The following is a 16,092-nucleotide window of genomic DNA, read 5'->3' on the forward strand; positions in this document are numbered from 1 at the left end:
CGTTCAGCCGGTGGCGCGAATCTCGCCGCCCCATTCGCGGAGCAGCGCGGCGAGCTCGGCATCGACGTCGTTGGCGACCAGCACGTCGGGCCGCAGCAGGCGCAGCAGCTCCTCGCCGCCGCGGTCGGCACCGATCGCGACAAGATCCACCTCGGGGCGCTCGGCCAAGCGGTCGGCCGTCTCGCCCTCGTCGGCCACGCCGACGAGCAGCCGGTCGCACCAGCGGCGGGCCTGCTCGGTCAGAGCGGGCGGGCAGGGCTTGCCGTTCACCTGCAGCAGGCCGATGCGCCAGCCGCGATGCTTCCAGCGCTCGATCACCTCGGCGGCGAGCGGCAGGGAGACGAGCTTGCGCGCCGCGCTGCGGCCAGGCGTCAGACCCTCCAGCAGTTCCTCCGCCCGGACAGGCGCGATGCCGGACTTGCGGCTGACGATGCCGAGCGCGAGCGCGGCCAGCCGCGCGACGGAGGCCAGCGAGAGGCCGGTCGCAAGGCCGGCGGCCACCACGGCGACCACGGCGTCGCCGCCGCCGGCGGGGTCATGGACCTCGGAGGCCTCGGCGCGGAAATGGCGGATGGTCTCGCTGCCGTCAGCCTCGACCTCGAGCAGGGTCAGGCCGTCGGGGGCGCGGGGCACCAGCACGGCGCCGAAATTGTGCATCCGGCGCAGCGCGCTGGCCGCAGCGGCCACGCTGGCCTCGTCATGCACGGGCAGTCCGGTGGCGCCGGCGAGCTCGTCGGGCTCGGGGATGATGAGGTCGGCCCCGGCAAAGCGGCCATGGTCGCCACCCTTGGGGTCCACCACGACCCGGCGGCCGGCGGCCTGGGCGGAGGCGATGAGACGGGCCGGGATGTCGCCCGCCAGCACGCCTTTCCGGTAGTCGGAGAGGACAAGGGTGGTGGTGGCGGCCACGGCGTCGGAGGCGATCTTCACGAGACGGTCGGCGAGGCGCGGATGGATGGGCGCGGACTGCTCGCGGTCGGTGCGCAGCAGGTGCTGGCCGCCGGAGAGGAAGCGCGTCTTCATGGTGGTGGTGCGGCCGCCCTGGACCAGCAGCCAGGGCTCGACGCGCGGCTGACCGCCGATCAGGCCGGTGAGGTCGCTGCCGGCCTGATCGTCGCCAACCACCGAGACGAAGGCGACGGCGGCGCCGAGGGCGGTGAGGTTGCGCACCACGTTGCCCGCGCCGCCCGGCAGCGCGACCTCCCGCTCGACGGTGAGGATGGGCACGGGCGCCTCGGGGCTGACCCGGTCGACGGTGCCGTAGACATAGCGGTCCACCATGGCGTCGCCGACGACAAGGACGGCACCGCGCGCCAAGCCCCGCACCGCGTCCGACAATTGGGCGGGGGTCGCCGCGTCGCGGACGGGCGAAGGGGGGCGCACTGGCATCGGGTAACGGCGTAGCGCATGGCATGGATTGCCGCAATAAAATGTGACAGGGGCAGCTAAGGTTTCGTCATCAAGCTTCGTTAAGCATTGGCGATCCAGGATGGGCCGTGGCGCAGAAAGGGCCGCGGACATCATGGAATTCCCCCTCGCATCGGATTGGCGGACGGCCCTGGCGGCGGTGCCGGAGGGCGGCCTGGCCTTGTTCAGCCCCGCCCGAGGACCGCTCGCGGGACGTCGGGTGGCGAGAGCGCTGCTGCAGGAGGCGGCGGTGCTGGGCGGCGGCCAGGTGCTCGCCTTGCCGGGCGGTGACCTGCTGCTGGGCGCCCAGGCCGCGCCGGGACATCGGGCCGGACGCATGATCGCGGAGCTCACGGGGCAGGCGTCGGAATCCTGGTCCCTTCCCGCCGACCGGGACCAGGCCGAGGCGCGCTGCCGCGATGCCCTGGCCGCCGAGGCCGTCCCCAGCCTCGCCGAGCTGGAGGCGCGATGCGCGACCATGGCCGTCGCGGACTTCGCCCGCCTGACCCTCTTCGCCGAAGGCACCGGACATCGCGCCGTGGCGCAACGGCTTGGGCCGGCCCCGCTGGGCCTCCCGGATGCCGAGCTGGAGGCGCTGGCGCGGGAATGGCTCTGCCGCCGCCTGCTGGCCGTGCTCGCCGACCCAGCGCAGCGGGGCCAGCTGCCGGCGCTGCGGCCCGGCCTGCGGCTGATCCTCGACCTGCCCCGAGCGGGACTTCCGGGCGGGGCGCCCTTGCGGGGCGGGGCGCCGGACGACCCGAACCGGCCCATCGCGCTGCTGCCGCTCCCCTCGCGCGCCGATCCCGCACGTTTCGCCTCGATCGAGGCCGGGCTGCGCGCCGCCGGCTGGGCGGTGGGGTTGGTCGCGACCGATGCACGCGCGCTGGACTGGGTGGCGGCGCCGGGGCTGGCCTGGGCCGTGCCCGCCGGCGCGGCGGCGCCCAGCCACAGGCCGGACCTGCTGATCGCGCTCGGCCGAACGGCGCCGGGCTGGTGCCGCGCGCCGGGCATCCTGCACGAGGGAGTCGCGTCATGAGCTTCGCCGCGGCGGACCTCGCCTGGGACGGCAGCGCACCCATGCGCGACGCCATGGCGCTGGCGACGCTGGCGCGCGAATGCGTGACCTCCGGCGTCGAGCGGCGGGCGCTGTACCTGCGGCTCTCGCTGCTGCCCGGGCGGCTGCGCGAGCCGCGCCACCTGCGCATGGTGCGCGAGGCGTTGACCCCAGTGCTGCGCCCGACGCGGGCGCGGCTCTACGAGCTGCCCGGCGGCGACCTCGCCGTGCTCTCGCCCCCGCCGGGCGAGCATCTGGAGGAGGTGCGGCGCAGCCTGTCCCGCCTGATGCCGGAGATCGCGGCGGACACCCTGCTGCCCACGCTGCGGCTGCCGGCCGAGGCAGCGCGTCTGCTCACGCTGGTCGAGGCGGCGCTTGGTCTCGATGGTGCCTCGCTGCCGACACCCGATCCTGCACCCGGATCGCCGCCGCCCTCGGGTGCCGAGACGGATGCAGCGCTGCGAGCCCTGGCGACCTCGAACCTTGCCTCATTCCTGCGGCGGCAGACGGTGTGGCGGCTGGCCTCGGGCGACGAGCAGGCGCAACCGGTCTGGACGGAGCTGCGGCCGCATGTGGCGGATGTCGCGGCGGCTCTGCTGCCGGGCCGGTCGCTGGCCACGACGCCCGGCTATGCGCGCCGGTTCCGCCACGCCGCGGAGCGACGGATGCTGGCGGATCTGGCCCGGCCGCAGGAGGCGCGGGCCCTGGGCGCGGCCTGCCTCCCGCTCGGCCTGGGCGCGGTGACGGAGGTGGAGTTCCTGCGACTCGACGCCGTGCTGGGGCCGCAGGGGCGGGGCCACCTGGTGGTCTGCGTGCCGGCGGAGGAGCTGCTCGCCGACCCCGCGGGCTTCGCGCTGGTGCGCGACCTGTCGCAGCGCCGCGGCTGGCGGCTCGGGCTGGACGAGATGGAGCCGGCGCTGCTGCCGCTCCTGCCGGCGCATCGGCTGGACCTGCCGATGCTGCGGCTGCGCTTCCGGCCCGAATTGTTGTCGGGCGATGGTGCGGCGCGCGCGACGTGGGATGCCGCGCTGCCCGCCGACCGTTCGCGCGTGGTGCTGCTGGGCGCCGACACGCCGGTGGTCATCGCCTGGGCCTGGCAGCGCGGCATCACGCATTTCGTCGGGCGTGTGCTCGAGGCCCGCCTTTAGACGGTGAGGTACTGTGCGCGGACGGCCTCGTCGGCCATCAGCGCTTCCATGCTGCCTTCCCAGCGGATCGCGCCCTTCTCCAGCACGCAGGCGCGGTCGGAGACGAGGCGCGCGAAGTGCAGGTTCTGCTCGCTAAGCAGCACGGTCAGTCCGTCCCGCTTCAGGGCCAGGATGGCCTCGGCCATGCGCTCGATGATGACCGGCGCCAGGCCCTCGCTCGGCTCGTCGAGCAGGATGAGGAGCGGGTTGCCCATCAGCGTGCGGCCGATGGTGAGCATCTGCTGCTCGCCGCCGCTCATGCGCCCGCCGGCACGGGCGCGCATGTTACCGAGGCTCGGGAAGAGGGCGAAGACGCGCTCGGGTGTCCAGGGGGGGATGCCGTCGCGGGCCGGCATGCGGCCGACCTCCAGGTTCTCCATCACGGAGAGCTCGGTGAAGATGCGGCGCTCCTCCGGCACGTAGCCGATGCCGCGGCGGGCGATCTCGAAAGGCTCACGGCCGGCGAGTTCCTCGCCGCAGAAGCGCACGGATCCGGAGGTGGGACGCACCAGGCCCATGACGGATTTCATGGTCGTGCTCTTTCCCGCGCCGTTGCGGCCGAGCAGCGCGAGGACCTCGCCCTCGCGCGCAGCGAGAGTCACGCCCTGGAGGATATGGGCGCGGCCGTAATGGGCGTGGAGATCGCGGACCTCGAGCATCAGGTGTAGCCGTGCGTGGCGCCGGTGCCGAGATAGACCTCGCGCACGCGGGGGTCGCGGCGGACCTCGGCGGGGATGCCCTCGGCGATGGGCTTGCCGCGGTCGAGCACCAGCAGGCGGTCGGCATGGGCGAAGACGACATCCATGTCGTGCTCGGTGAAGAGGACCGCGATGCCGCCCTCGCGGGCGATGTTGGCGGTGAGTTCCATCAGCGCCACGCGCTCGGCGGGCGCCATGCCTGCGGTGGGCTCATCCATGAGGAGGAGCGCAGGGTCGTTGGCCAGCGCGATGGCCAACTCGACGCGCTTGAGGTCGCCATAGGCCAGCACGCCGCAGGGCCGCGCAGCCTGGGCGGACATGCCGACACGGTCCAGCAGCGCCATGGCTCGGGCGGGGTCCTCCTTGGCGACGGGATTCCAGATGTCGAAGAGGCGGCGCGCGTGGCTGAGCAGCGCCATCTGCACGTTCTCCAGCACGGACATGGAGGCGAAGGTCGCGGTGATCTGGAAGGTGCGGCCGACACCCATCCGCCAGATGCGGCGCGGGGCCAGGCTGGTGATGTCCTGCCCCTTCAGCTTCACCGTGCCTCGGTCGGGCCGGAGCTGACCGTTCAGCATGTTGAAGCAGGTGGACTTTCCCGCGCCGTTCGGGCCGATCAGCGCGAGCAGTTCGCCGGCCGCGACGCTCAGCGACACACCGGAAACGGCCTGCACGCCACCGAAGGATTTATGTAGGTCGCGGACCTCCAGCGTCACGACCGCTTCTCCCCGCGCTGCAAGGCGCCCGCCAGCCCCTGCGGGAAGAACAGCACCAGCGCCAGGATGATTGCGCCGAGGAACAATCGCCACAGATCGAAGGCGCGCATGAGCTGCTCGTGCAGCCAGGTGTAGGCCAGCGCGCCGAGGATCGGCCCGCTCACCGTCTGCACGCCGCCGAGCAGCACCATCAGCAGCGCGTCCACGGAGCGCGAGATGCTCATATAGGTCGGGAAGACGCTGCCCTTGGCATAGGCGAAAAGCCCGCCGGCAATGCCCGCCGCAACAGCCGCCAGGACGAAGGCGGCCCAGCGGATCCGGAAGCCGTCGATGCCGATGGCCTCGGCGCGCAGCGGGCTGTCGCGGCCGGCGCGCAACGCGTAGCCGAAGGGCGCGAAGATCGCCCGGCGCAACAGCAGCGTCGCCGCCACGCAGAAGATCAGCGCAAGGTAGTAGTAGACCAGCTTCGACTGCGCCCAGGCGCTCGGCCAGACGCCGAGGATGCCGTTGTCGCCGCCGGTCAGCTCGACCCATTGGAAGGCGGTGGACCAGGCGATCTGCGCGAAGGCGAGCGTCAGCATGGCCGCATAGACGCCGGAAAGCCGCACGCAGAAGAAGCCGAAGACGAAGCCGCCCAGACCCGCGGCGAAGGGCGCAGCCAGCAGCCCGACCTCCATGGGTGCGGCGAAATGCCGCAGCAGCAGGGCCGCGCCATAGGCGCCGAAGCCGAAATAGGCGGCGTGGCCGAAGCTCGCCATGCCGCCCGGGCCCATGATGAAGTGCAGGCTCGCCGCGAAGAGGATCATGATCGCGATCTCGGTGAAGACGATCAGCGCGTAGTCGCCGAGGAAGGGAGGCACGACCACGGCGAGCACCAGCGCGGCCAGGCCGATCCGCCGCAGCCAAGGCGACGCCGGCGGGTAGGGCGGCTCAATGGTTGCCGCGCCGTGCGATGCCGAGGGCGCGCGGCCCAGCAGCCCGTGCGGGCGGATCACCAGCACCACGGCCATCACCAGGAAGGCCAGGACCAGCGTGATCCGCGGGAAGATGAGAATGCCGAAGGCCTGCAATTCCCCGATCAGCAGCGCCGCGAGGAAGGCGCCGGGCAGCGAGCCGAGGCCGCCGACCACCACCACCACGAAGGCCTCCGAGATGACGGCGAGGTCCATCTGCAGGTTCACGCTCTCGCGCGGGATCTGCAGCGCGCCGCCGAGCCCGGCCAGCACCGAGCCCAGGAAGAAGACCGTCGTGAAGAGCATGCGCTGGTTCACGCCGAGCGCGCCGACCATCTCGCGATCCGCCGTCGCTGCGCGCACCAGCGTGCCCCAGCGCGAGCGGTTGAAGAGCAGCCAGAGCAGGGCCAGCACCACCGGCCCGACGCAGATCAGGAACAACTCATAGAGCGGGAAGCGGACGCCCAGGATCTCGGTCGCGCCGCGCAGCCCGGGCGCGCGTGGGCCGAGCAGGTCCTGCGGTCCCCAGATCATCAGCGCGAGGTCTTGCACGATCAGCACCACGCCGAAGGTGGCCAACAACTGGAACAGCTCCGGCGCCTTGTAGATCCGGCGCAGCAGCAGCACCTCGATCAGCATGCCGATGACGCCCACGATCAGCGCCGCCACCAGCACCCCGCCCCAGAAGCCGAGATGGCCGCGCGGCAGGTTCGTCACCAGCGTCCAGGAGAGGTAGGCGCCCAGCATGTAGAGGCTGCCATGCGCGAAGTTCACGATGCGCGTGACGCCGAAGATGACCGTCAGCCCGGAGGCGACCAGGAAGAGCGAGGAGGCGGAGGCCAGCCCGCTCAGCCCCTGGACCAGCAGGTTTTCCAGCAAGAGCGCGTCAGCCTTGCGGGCGCAGCGTCCGCACCACCTCGTCCGTCGGCAGGTAGTTCCGGCCGTCGGCGTAGCGCCAGTCCACCATCACGCCGCGGCCGCCGCGCAGCGCGGTCTTGCCGACATAGGCGCCCATGGTGGACTGATGGTCGATGGCGCGGAACTCCGTCTCCGCCTCGCCGAAAGCGCCGGAGAACTTCAGGCCGGACATGGCGTCCACCATCGGATCCGTCTCGGTGGAATTGGCCTTCTTCAGCATGGCAACGATGGCCGTCACCGTATCCGCCGCCACGATGCTGCCGAGCTTCGGCAGCTCGTTGAAGCGGCGGCGATAGGCGTCACGGAAGCGGGTGTGCGTGGGGTTGTTGATCTCGGCGGCGGGATAGCCGGTGACGATCCAGCCCTCCGGCGCCTCGTCGCCCAGTGGGTCCAGGTATTCGGGCTCGCCGGTCAGCATGGAAACGACGGTGCGGCGCTCGAAGAGCCCGCGCGTGCTGCCCTGGCGCACGAAGTTGGTGAGGTCCGCGCCGAAGGTGACGTTGAAGATCGCCTGCGGGTTGGCGCCGGCCAGCGCCTGCACCGTGGCACCGGCGTCGATGCGGCCGAGCGCCGGAAACTGCTCGGCGACGAAGGTGGTGCCGGGCTTGGCGCGCAGCAGCAGCTCCTTGAACCAGCGGACCGCAGACTGGCCGTACTCGTAGTTGGGCGCGACGGTCGCCCAGCGCATGGGGGGCAGCTTGGCCGCCTCCTCCACCAGCATGGCGGCCTGCATGTAGGTGCTGCAGCGGAGCCGGAAGGTGTAGCGGTTGCCCCGGGCCCAGACGAGCGCGTCGGTCAGCGGCTCGGAGGCGACGAAGAGGCGGCGGTTCTGGTTGGCGAAATCGCCCAGCGCCAGGCCGACATTGGAGAGGAAGCCGCCGGCCAGCAGATGCACGCGCTCGTTGTTGATGAGCTCGCCGGCGTGGCGGACGGCGTCCTCGGGCTTGCCGGCGTCGTCGCGGAAGACGGTCTCGATTCGGCGGCCGTTCACGCCGCCGGCCGCGTTCACCTCCTCCTGCGCCATGGTCCAGGCGTTGCGGTAGGGTGTGAGGAAGGCGGGCTGCGCCGAGTAGGAGTTGATCTCGCCGATGCGGATCGGCCCCTCCTGCGCCAGGACCGGCGGGGCGGCCAGCGTGGCCGCGGCGCCGAGAAGCGCGGTGCGGCGAGGAAGCGCGAAAGTCATGGCGGGGCTCCGGATTGCTGGCCGCATCCAAGCAAGCGGTGGGCGGCGCCGCAATGCGAAATGCCGAAAATCAGCGCTTTACGCACGGGCCCAGCGGCGCCAGGCGCGCGCGCCCCACCAGATCGCCATGGCGATGCCGCCGAGCAGCCCGGCCATCGGCCCGATCCCGAAGATAACGCCCATGGCGAAGGCGCCCTCCCTCTGCGAGACGCCGAGGAGCTCGCCGAGGGTAAAGGCGATCAGCACGCCGCCGATCGCGCAGGAGGCCGCCCCCAGGAAGAAGCCGAGCATCGCCCGGAAGAGGGCGTGGCCCGCCCGGCTGGGCCGCCTGCCCTGCCACCCGCCGACGACGGCGCAAACGAGTGCGACGGCCAGGATGACCGCCCACATCAGCCCGTCCGAGGACCAGAGGCTGGTGGAGAGCACCGTCTCGCGCAGGATCATGTAGGCGAGGAAGCCGAGCGGAAAGCCCAGAAGGCCGCCGAGCACGGCACCGAAGACGCCGCGCCCCGCGGAGCCCGGCTCGCGCCCCGACGGCGGCGCGGGTGGCGGCAGCCCATCCAGCAGCGCAGTCAGCCGGTGGTAGAGCCCATCCGCGTCGGCCTCAGGCCAGGTCTCGACCAGTTCCTCGAAGCCCGGCCGTTCCGCCGGGCCGATCCGCGCGTCGATCCGGCGCACCAGCGCGTCGATGGAGGATCCGAAGACCTCCTCGCCGGCAGCGATGCGCTGGGTTCGGGTCACGCCGCCTGAACGAGGCCCCCGGCATCGGCCAGGGCGCGGAGGTGATGGTCGGTGTCGCCGAACATCGCCTCGTTCACCGTGAGGCGCTTGAAGTAGTGGCCGGCGCCGTACTCCATGGTCATGGCGATGCCGCCATGCAGCTGGATGCTCTGCTGTCCCACGAAGCGCTGCGAGCGGCCGATCTGGGCCTTCACCGCGTGCATGTTGTTCCGGCGCTCGACGGCGTTGCTGCCCTGCGCGGCCATGGTCGCGAAATAGGCCATGCTGCGCGACTGCTCGATGGCCACCAGCATGTCCGCCGCGCGGTGCTGCAGCGCCTGGAAGCTGCCGATGGCGCGGCCGAACTGCTGGCGCGTCTTCATGTAGTCGAGCGTCATGGCGTTCACGACGTCCATGGCGCCGACCGCCTCCGCGGCCAGGGCCGCGATGGCCTCGTCCACCACGCGATCGAGGATGGGGAGGCCACCCTCGGGCTCGCCCAGCACGGCATGCGCGCGGGCGCCGGTGAAATCGACCTCGGCCGCGCGGCCGCCGTCGACCATGCGGAAGCCTCTGATATCCACGCCCGGCGCCTTGGCGGAGACGAGGAAGAGGCCGATGCCGCCCTTGTCACGCTGGCCGCCGGAGGTCCGGGCGGAGACGACGAACCAGTCGGCCGTGTCGCCGTGCAGGACCATGCCCTTGCGTCCCGTGACGACATAGCCCTCGCCGTCCTTCTTCGCCGTGGTCGCCACGTCGAAGAGATCGTAGCGGGACTGGCGCTCGACCTGGGCCAGCGCCATCAGCGCCTCGCCCGAGGCCACTTCCGGCACCAGCTCGCCGCGCAGCGCCGCATCGGCGCCGTGGCGAAGAAAGCCGCCGCCCAGCACGACGGTGCTGAACCAGGGCTCCAGCGTGATGTGGCGACCCATCTGCTCGGCGACGAGCATGGTCTCCTCGGGACCGCCGCCGAAGCCGCCGTCATCCTCGGAGAAGGGCAGGCCCAGCAGGCCGAGCTCGGCATACTGCGCCCACATCTCGCGGCTCCAGCCGGTCTCGCTGGCCAGATAGGCCTTGCGGTTCTCGAAGCCGTACTTCGCGGTCAGGCTCTTGCGGACGCTGTCCTGCAGGAGGGACTGGGACTCGTTCAGATCAAAATCCATGATGCATCAGAGTCCCAGAAAGGCCTTGGCCATGATGTTGCGCTGGATCTCGTTGGACCCGCCATAGATGCTCTGCTTGCGCCAGTTGAAGTAGATCCCGGCGAGGCCGAAGGCCCAGTCGGGCGCCACGTCCCACTCGTTGGTGCCTTCCGCGTCCGGATCGCCGTCGACCCAGGCATAAGGGCCGGCCGCCTTCATCAGCAGCTCGGACACGCCCTGCTGGATCTCCGTGCCCTTGATCTTGAGCACGGAGGTCGTGGGATCGGGCTTGCCGGTGCCGGCGCGCTTGGTCTCGTTGGCGATGACGCGCATGACGGTCATCTCCAGCGCCTTGAGCTCGACCTCCATTTCCGTCACCTGGCGGCGGAATTCGGGGTCCTCGATCAACGGGCGGCCGCCATCCATCGTGTCCTTCGCGATGGTCTTGAGCCGGCGGATGCGCTCGCGCGAGGCGCCGACACGGGCCTGGCCAAAGCGCTCGTTGCCGAGCAGGTACTTCGCGCAATCCCAGCCCTTGTTGACCTCGCCGACCAGAAGGTTCGCGGGCACCTTCACGTCGTCGAAGAAGACCTCGTTCACCTCATGCCCGCCCTCGATCGTGATGATCGGGCGCACGGTGATGCCGGGCGTCTTCATGTCGACCAGGAAGAAGGAGATGCCCTCCTGCTTCTTCGCCGCCGCATCGGTGCGGGCGAGGACGAAGATCCAGTCGGCATGCTGCGCCAGCGTCGTCCAGGTCTTTTGCCCGTTGATGACCCACTCGCCGTTCTCGAGCACGGCCTTGGTCTTGAGGCCCGCGAGGTCGGAACCCGCGCCCGGCTCGGAAAAGCCCTGGCACCACCAGTCATCCAGGTTGCGCATGCGCGGCAGGAAGCGGTCCTTCTGCTCCTGCGTGCCGAACTGGATGATCACCGGGCCGCACATGTTGATGTTGAAGCCGAGCGGCGAGGGCGCCGGCCACATCTGCAGCTCCTCGCGGAAGATGTACTTCTGGGCCGGCGTCCAGCCGGGCCCCCCGTACTCCACCGGCCATTCCGGCGCGGCCCAGCCCTTGGCGTTCAGCTTCTTCTGCCACTCGACGACCATCTCCTTGGTCGGCGACTTCCCGGAGATCATGTGCTGGCGCGTGGCCTCAGGGACCTCGGCCGCGAGGAAGGCGCGAACCTCATCGCGGAAGGAGGCCTCGGCGTCGGTGAAACGGAGTTCCATGTCGGCGTCTCCTAAAGCGTGATGACCGAAGGCGCGAAGCGCCGCAGGTCTGAATCGCGCGTTGAACAAAGACCTAGAGGGGGATGCGTGAGCGCAAGCGAAGGCATCGCACTCTAGGCCGCGCGCTTGACGCCGATGGTAGCGAAGCTGCCGCCCTCGGCCGCGAGCTGCTCGATCAGTTTGGCGGGCTTGAGGTTGGCGTCGCCGGTCAGCTCGGCATAGTGCTCGAGCCGGTCGCGCACGGCCTTCAGGCCCATGCGGTCGGCCCAGAACATCGGGCCGCCGCGCCAGGCGGGCCAGCCGAAGCCGTTGCAGAACACCACGTCGATGTCGACGGCGCGGTAGGCCACGCCCTCCTCCAGGATGCGCGCGCCCTCGTTCACCATCGGCAGCAGCATGCGCTCCAGGATCTCCTGATCCTCGATCTTGCGGCGGCGGATCTGCATCTTCTCCGCGACGTCGAGGATGATGGCCTCGACTTCAGGGTCGACGAGGCGGGTGCGCTTCTCGTCGTACATGTACCAGCCCTTGCTGGTCTTCTGGCCGAAGCGGCCTCGGGCGACGACGGCATCGGCGATCGGCGCCACCGTGCCGCGCGCCTTGCGGACCGCGGCGCCGATATCGAGGCCGGCGAGGTCGCCGGTCGCGAGCGGACCCATGGCCATGCCGTAGGTCTCCATCACGCGGTCGATGTCCTGCGGCAGGCAGCCCTCCAGCAGCAGCTTCTCCACCTGCGGCGTGCGCTTGCCGGTCATGCGGTTGCCGACGAAGCCGTCGCAATTGCCGACCAGCACGGGCAGCTTGCCGATGCGCTTGCCGACCTCGGTCGCCGTCGCGATGGCCTCGAAATTGGTCTTCGCGCCCCGCACGTTCTCCAGCAGCCGCATGACGTTGGCCGGCGAGAAGAAGTGCATCCCGATCACCAGTTCCGGCCGCTTCGTGGCCGAGGCGATCTCGTCGATCGAGAGCGTCGAGGTGTTGGAAGCCAGCACGACGCCGGGCCGCGCCAGCTTGTCCAGCTTCGCGAAGATCTCCTTCTTCACGTCCATGTTCTCGAAGACGGCTTCGATCACGAGGTCGGCGTCCTTCACCACGTCGAGGCTGATGCTGCCCTTCAGGAAGGAGCGGCGCTTCTCGTATTCGGCCTGGCTGAGGCGGCCGCTCTTCACGGTGCGCTCCCAGTTCGCCTCGCATCGCGCGAGGCCCTTGTCGAGCGCCTCCTGCGAGGTCTCCACGATGGTCACGGGGATGTGGTTGTTCGCGAAGTTCATCGCGATGCCGCCGCCCATCGTGCCGCCGCCGATCACGACCGCGTTCTTCACCGGCAGCGACTTCGTGCCCTCGGGCATGCCCGGGATGCGCTGCGCCTCGCGCTCGCCGAAGAAGACGTGGCGGAGCGCCTGGCTCTGCTCGCCGGCGACGAGGCGCTGGAACTGCTCGCGCTCGATGGCGAGGCCCTCGTCGAAATGATGCGTCAGCGCGGCGCGGACGGCGGTGACGCAGCCCTTCGGGCTCTCCTGCCCGCGCGTGCGCTTGAGCAGGTTGGCCGCTGCCGCATCGAAGGCAGCGAGGTCGGCACCCTTGATCTTGTCCGTGCGATGATGGGCCAGCACGAAGGTGTCGCCCGCGTGCTTGCGCGCCCAGGCGACGGCGGAAGCCTCCAGCGGCTCGTCCACGATGGCATCGACGAAGCCGAGCTTCACCGCCTCCGCCGCCGAGACCGGCTCGCCCGTCACGATGATCTTCAGCGCCGCCTCGCCGCCGATGAGGCGTGGCAGCCTCTGAGTGCCGCCCGCGCCGGGCACGAAGCCGCGCTTCACCTCGGGCAGGCCCACCTGCGCCGAGGCCAGCGCCACGCGGGCATGGCAGGCGAGCGCCAGCTCCAGCCCGCCGCCCAGCGCCGAGCCATGTATGGCAGCGACGACCGGAACCCGGCAGTTCTCGATCTCGTCGAAGACCTCGTTGAGGCTGGGCGGCTGGCGGGGCTTGCCGAACTCGGTCATCTCGGCGCCGGCGGAGAACATGCGGCCGTCGCCGATCAGCACGATCGCGCGGGCGCCCTCCTTCACGGCGGCGCGGATGCCGAGGTGCAGACCCTCGCGCACGCCCGTGCGCAACGTGTTGACCGGCGGATTGGCGATCCGCAGGATATGGATATCCCCGTCGCGCGCGTGTTCGACAAAGCGCTCTTCGACCATGGACCCGGCTTCCTCATCCAACCTTGTTCATGGGACTTTCTCGCTGAGGCCTCGCCGATGTCAACGGGCACGGGCCGGGCCTGGAGGCCGCAGCGCGGAAAGCGAGGTTTCACGGGCGATTCGCGGGAGCCCCCGACCGACCGGAAGGTCGGGAAGCCGTCCGGACCATGGCAATTCCGGACGGAGGCCGCGACCTGCTGCCACACGAAACGGTACGATGACGCAAGGGTCGACGGCGACCGGAGGCCGGAGCTCCGTCAGGAGAATCCGGCCCCACAGCGGCCGGCACCGCCCACTCCACCTGCCGGCCGGGCACACCAGCAGCGCGGCCAAGTCAAGCCGCCGTAGGCGGCGCCCGGCGCCTGAGGGCGGCAAAACCGATAACGGCGTTAGCCGTTATCGGCGTCCAGCGCGTAGCCAGCCGAGCGCACGGTGCGGATCAGGTCCACCTCGCCATCGGCATTGATCGCCTTGCGCAGCCGGCGGATATGCACGTCCACGGTCCGCAGCTCGACATGGATGTCGCGCCCCCAGACTGCATCCAGCAGCTGCTCGCGCGTGAAGACCCGCCGCGGATGCGAGAGGAAGAATTCCAGCAGCCGGTATTCCGTCGGGCCCAGGTGCAGCGCGCGGCCGTTGCGCGTCACGCGGTGCGCGTCCTGGTCCATCGCCAGGTCCAGATAGGCGATGCTGCCCTTGGCCGAGACGTTCGACGCCCGGCGCAGCAGCGCCCGGATGCGCGCCAGCAGCGCCTCCACCGCGAAGGGCTTGGCGATGTAATCGTCCGCGCCCGTGTCCAGGGCGCGCACCGCGTCCTGGTCCTCGGTGCGGGCGGTGACCATGATCACCGGCAGGTCGCGCGTGGCGGGCCGCCGGCGGATCTGGCGGCAGACCTCGATGCCGGACATGGCCGGCAGCATCCAGTCGAGCAGGACGAGGTCCGGCTTGGCCTCGGCGATGCGCAGCAGCGCCTCCTGCCCGTCCGTCGCCTCTTCCACGTTGAATCCCTGGCGTTCCAGGTTGTAGCGCAGCAGCGCGAGCAGCGCCGCCTCGTCCTCCACCACCAGGATGGTGGGCTTGCCGTTGCCGGTGAAGCCTTCGGGCATCCGCGTCGCTTCCTTAGCCAGGTGGGTTGACCACGGCCGAGGAGGAGATGTCCGCCTTCGGTCGCTCCTCCGTCAGCGATTCCCCGAGAACCGCGAAGTGCACGCGCTCGGCGATGTTCGTCGCGTGATCGCCGATCCGCTCCAGGTTCTTCGCGATGAAGAGCAGATGCGTCGCGGAGGTGATGTTGCGCGGATCCTCCATCATGAAGGTCAGCATCTCGCGGAAGATCCCGTTGTAGATGCCGTCGATCGGCTCGTCGTTGCCCCAGACCTCGTCGGCCTTGGCGGCGTCGTCCTCGACCAGCGCGTCGATCGCGCCCTTGAGGTTCTCCTGCACCAGCTCGGCCATGCGCTCGAAGCCGTTGAGGCTGCCCATCAGCGGCTGCTGCGCGACCACGATGGCCCGCTTCGCGCCGTTGCGGGCGTAGTCGCCGATGCGCTCCAGGTCCTGGCTGATCTTCATGCAGGCGATGATGAGGCGCAGGTCGGCGGCCATCGGCTGGCGCAGCGCCAGCAGGCGCACGCAGTATTGCTCGACCTCGCGCTCCATCGCGTCCAGCTGCGCGTCGCGCATCACGACCTCGGCGGCGAGGTCGCTGTCGCGGCGCACCAGCGACAGGGCGGAATCGGCCACCTGCCGCTCGGCCAGCCCGCCCATGCGCGCGATCATCTCGCGCAGGCGCCTGAGGTCCTCTCCGTAGCTCGTCACGATATGGCTCCGCGGATTGTTCGGCATCTCAGTCTCCTCAGCCGAACCGGCCGGTGATGTATTCCTGCGTCTTCGGGTGCTTGGGCGCCGTGAACATCGCCGCCGCCGGCGCCACCTCGATGAGCTCGCCCAGGTAGAAGAAGGCCACCTGGTCGGCGCAGCGCGCGGCCTGCTGCATGTTGTGCGTCACGATCGCGATGGTGAAGTCGCGCTTCAGCTCGTCGATGAGCTCCTCGATCTTCAGCGTGGAGATCGGGTCGAGCGCCGAGGTCGGCTCGTCGAACAGGATGACCTCCGGCCGCACCGCGATGGTACGGGCGATGCAGAGGCGCTGCTGCTGGCCGCCCGAGAGCCCCATGGCCGAGGCGCCCAGCCGGTCCTTCACCTCGGTCCAGATGGCGGCGCGCGTCAGCGCCCATTCCACCCGCTGGTCCATCTCTGCCTTGGAGAGCTTCTCGTGCAGGCGCACGCCGAAGGCGATGTTCTCGTAGATGGTCATCGGGAAGGGCGTGGGCTTCTGGAAGACCATGCCGATCTTCGAGCGCAGCTCGTTCAGGTCCATTTGCGGGTCGATGAGGTTCTCGCCGTCGAGCAGCACCTCACCCTCGGCGCGCTGGCCGGGATAGAGGCTGTACATGCGGTTCATCACGCGCAGCAGCGTCGACTTGCCGCAGCCCGAGGGGCCGATCATGCCGGTCACCTGGCGATCGGGGAAATTGAGGCCGATGCCCTTCAGCGCCTTGGGCAGGTTCGGGCCGTAATAGAAATCGAGGTTGCGGATCTCGATGCGATTCCGGGTGTTCAGGGCCGCGTCGGAGCGAACCTGCATGCCGCCGAAGCTCCCGGAGGTATCGGCGATGGGCTGGGTCTC

At 70.3% G+C, this 16,092-nt stretch carries 14 protein-coding genes; 2 read left to right on the top strand and 12 right to left on the bottom strand.

The annotated features are described in order from the left end of the window. Positions 1-3: 3 nt before the first annotated feature. The gene (locus AC1ROY_RS26015) at positions 4-1,326 is read right to left on the bottom strand and encodes a bifunctional heptose 7-phosphate kinase/heptose 1-phosphate adenyltransferase (protein WP_493151968.1); all 1,323 of its coding nucleotides are present in this window, start codon (positions 1,324-1,326) and stop codon (positions 4-6) included. Between the two features lie 196 nt (positions 1,327-1,522). On the opposite strand from AC1ROY_RS26015, the gene AC1ROY_RS26020 reads away from it, so the two are divergent. Beyond that, positions 1,523-2,443 (top strand): hypothetical protein, encoded by a 921-nt coding sequence (locus tag AC1ROY_RS26020; protein ID WP_493151828.1) that lies wholly within the window; start codon positions 1,523-1,525, stop codon positions 2,441-2,443. Continuing rightward, positions 2,440-3,609: a hypothetical protein gene (locus AC1ROY_RS26025; protein WP_493151829.1), complete on the top strand. Its 1,170-nt coding sequence runs from the start codon at positions 2,440-2,442 to the stop codon at positions 3,607-3,609. Before AC1ROY_RS26020 ends, AC1ROY_RS26025 begins: the two co-directional genes overlap by 4 nt. On the opposite strand, the gene AC1ROY_RS26030 is transcribed toward AC1ROY_RS26025, so the two are convergent. From AC1ROY_RS26030 to pstB, 11 genes are all read right to left on the bottom strand, one after another. Continuing rightward, the gene (locus AC1ROY_RS26030; RefSeq protein ID WP_493151830.1) at positions 3,606-4,307 is read right to left on the bottom strand and encodes an ABC transporter ATP-binding protein; all 702 of its coding nucleotides are present in this window, start codon (positions 4,305-4,307) and stop codon (positions 3,606-3,608) included. The genes AC1ROY_RS26025 and AC1ROY_RS26030 overlap by 4 nt on opposite strands. Next, the gene (locus AC1ROY_RS26035; RefSeq protein ID WP_493151831.1) at positions 4,307-5,062 is read right to left on the bottom strand and encodes an ABC transporter ATP-binding protein; all 756 of its coding nucleotides are present in this window, start codon (positions 5,060-5,062) and stop codon (positions 4,307-4,309) included. The genes AC1ROY_RS26030 and AC1ROY_RS26035 overlap by 1 nt, the downstream gene beginning before the upstream one ends. Beyond that, positions 5,059-6,894 (bottom strand): ABC transporter permease, encoded by a 1,836-nt coding sequence (locus AC1ROY_RS26040; protein WP_493151832.1) that lies wholly within the window; start codon positions 6,892-6,894, stop codon positions 5,059-5,061. Before AC1ROY_RS26040 ends, AC1ROY_RS26035 begins: the two co-directional genes overlap by 4 nt. A 7-nt stretch (positions 6,895-6,901) precedes the next feature. Beyond that, the gene (locus AC1ROY_RS26045) at positions 6,902-8,116 is read right to left on the bottom strand and encodes an ABC transporter substrate-binding protein (RefSeq protein WP_493151833.1); all 1,215 of its coding nucleotides are present in this window, start codon (positions 8,114-8,116) and stop codon (positions 6,902-6,904) included. 78 nt (positions 8,117-8,194) lie between these two features. Further along, positions 8,195-8,857, bottom strand: coding sequence for a hypothetical protein (locus AC1ROY_RS26050; RefSeq protein WP_493151834.1), 663 nt, complete (start codon positions 8,855-8,857; stop codon positions 8,195-8,197). After that, a complete protein-coding gene (locus tag AC1ROY_RS26055; RefSeq protein WP_493151835.1) occupies positions 8,854-9,999 on the bottom strand; it encodes an acyl-CoA dehydrogenase family protein in 1,146 nt (381 codons plus the stop codon). The genes AC1ROY_RS26050 and AC1ROY_RS26055 overlap by 4 nt, the downstream gene beginning before the upstream one ends. 6 nt (positions 10,000-10,005) lie before the next feature. Further along, positions 10,006-11,208 (bottom strand): acyl-CoA dehydrogenase family protein, encoded by a 1,203-nt coding sequence (locus tag AC1ROY_RS26060; RefSeq protein WP_493151836.1) that lies wholly within the window; start codon positions 11,206-11,208, stop codon positions 10,006-10,008. 113 nt (positions 11,209-11,321) lie between these two features. Further along, entirely contained in the window at positions 11,322-13,406 is a 2,085-nt protein-coding gene (locus AC1ROY_RS26065; protein WP_493151837.1) for a 3-hydroxyacyl-CoA dehydrogenase NAD-binding domain-containing protein, read from the bottom strand. Positions 13,407-13,795: 389 nt separating this feature from the next. Further along, positions 13,796-14,512: a phosphate regulon transcriptional regulator PhoB gene (phoB, locus tag AC1ROY_RS26070; RefSeq protein WP_493151838.1), complete on the bottom strand. Its 717-nt coding sequence runs from the start codon at positions 14,510-14,512 to the stop codon at positions 13,796-13,798. 13 nt (positions 14,513-14,525) lie between these two features. Next, the gene (gene phoU, locus AC1ROY_RS26075; RefSeq protein WP_493151839.1) at positions 14,526-15,248 is read right to left on the bottom strand and encodes a phosphate signaling complex protein PhoU; all 723 of its coding nucleotides are present in this window, start codon (positions 15,246-15,248) and stop codon (positions 14,526-14,528) included. Between the two features lie 10 nt (positions 15,249-15,258). Then, the gene (gene pstB, locus AC1ROY_RS26080) at positions 15,259-16,050 is read right to left on the bottom strand and encodes a phosphate ABC transporter ATP-binding protein PstB (RefSeq protein ID WP_493151969.1); all 792 of its coding nucleotides are present in this window, start codon (positions 16,048-16,050) and stop codon (positions 15,259-15,261) included. Positions 16,051-16,092: the final 42 nt, after the last annotated feature.

It is taken from the genome of Roseococcus sp. GW821-FHT12F05 (genome assembly GCF_058806835.1).

What these genes read in the sequence shown, in the direction of transcription:
- pstB (WP_493151969.1), bottom strand. Translation starts at nt 16,050, where the DNA reads ATGCAGGTTCGCTCCGACGCGGCCCTGAACACCCGGAATCGCATCGAG.
- AC1ROY_RS26060 (WP_493151836.1), bottom strand. Translation starts at nt 11,208, where the DNA reads ATGGAACTCCGTTTCACCGACGCCGAGGCCTCCTTCCGCGATGAGGTT.
- phoB (WP_493151838.1), bottom strand. Translation starts at nt 14,512, where the DNA reads ATGCCCGAAGGCTTCACCGGCAACGGCAAGCCCACCATCCTGGTGGTG.
- AC1ROY_RS26045 (WP_493151833.1), bottom strand. Translation starts at nt 8,116, where the DNA reads ATGACTTTCGCGCTTCCTCGCCGCACCGCGCTTCTCGGCGCCGCGGCC.
- AC1ROY_RS26065 (WP_493151837.1), bottom strand. Translation starts at nt 13,406, where the DNA reads ATGGTCGAAGAGCGCTTTGTCGAACACGCGCGCGACGGGGATATCCAT.
- AC1ROY_RS26025 (WP_493151829.1), top strand. Translation starts at nt 2,440, where the DNA reads ATGAGCTTCGCCGCGGCGGACCTCGCCTGGGACGGCAGCGCACCCATG.
- AC1ROY_RS26020 (WP_493151828.1), top strand. Translation starts at nt 1,523, where the DNA reads ATGGAATTCCCCCTCGCATCGGATTGGCGGACGGCCCTGGCGGCGGTG.
- phoU (WP_493151839.1), bottom strand. Translation starts at nt 15,248, where the DNA reads ATGCCGAACAATCCGCGGAGCCATATCGTGACGAGCTACGGAGAGGAC.
- AC1ROY_RS26030 (WP_493151830.1), bottom strand. Translation starts at nt 4,307, where the DNA reads ATGCTCGAGGTCCGCGATCTCCACGCCCATTACGGCCGCGCCCATATC.
- AC1ROY_RS26055 (WP_493151835.1), bottom strand. Translation starts at nt 9,999, where the DNA reads ATGGATTTTGATCTGAACGAGTCCCAGTCCCTCCTGCAGGACAGCGTC.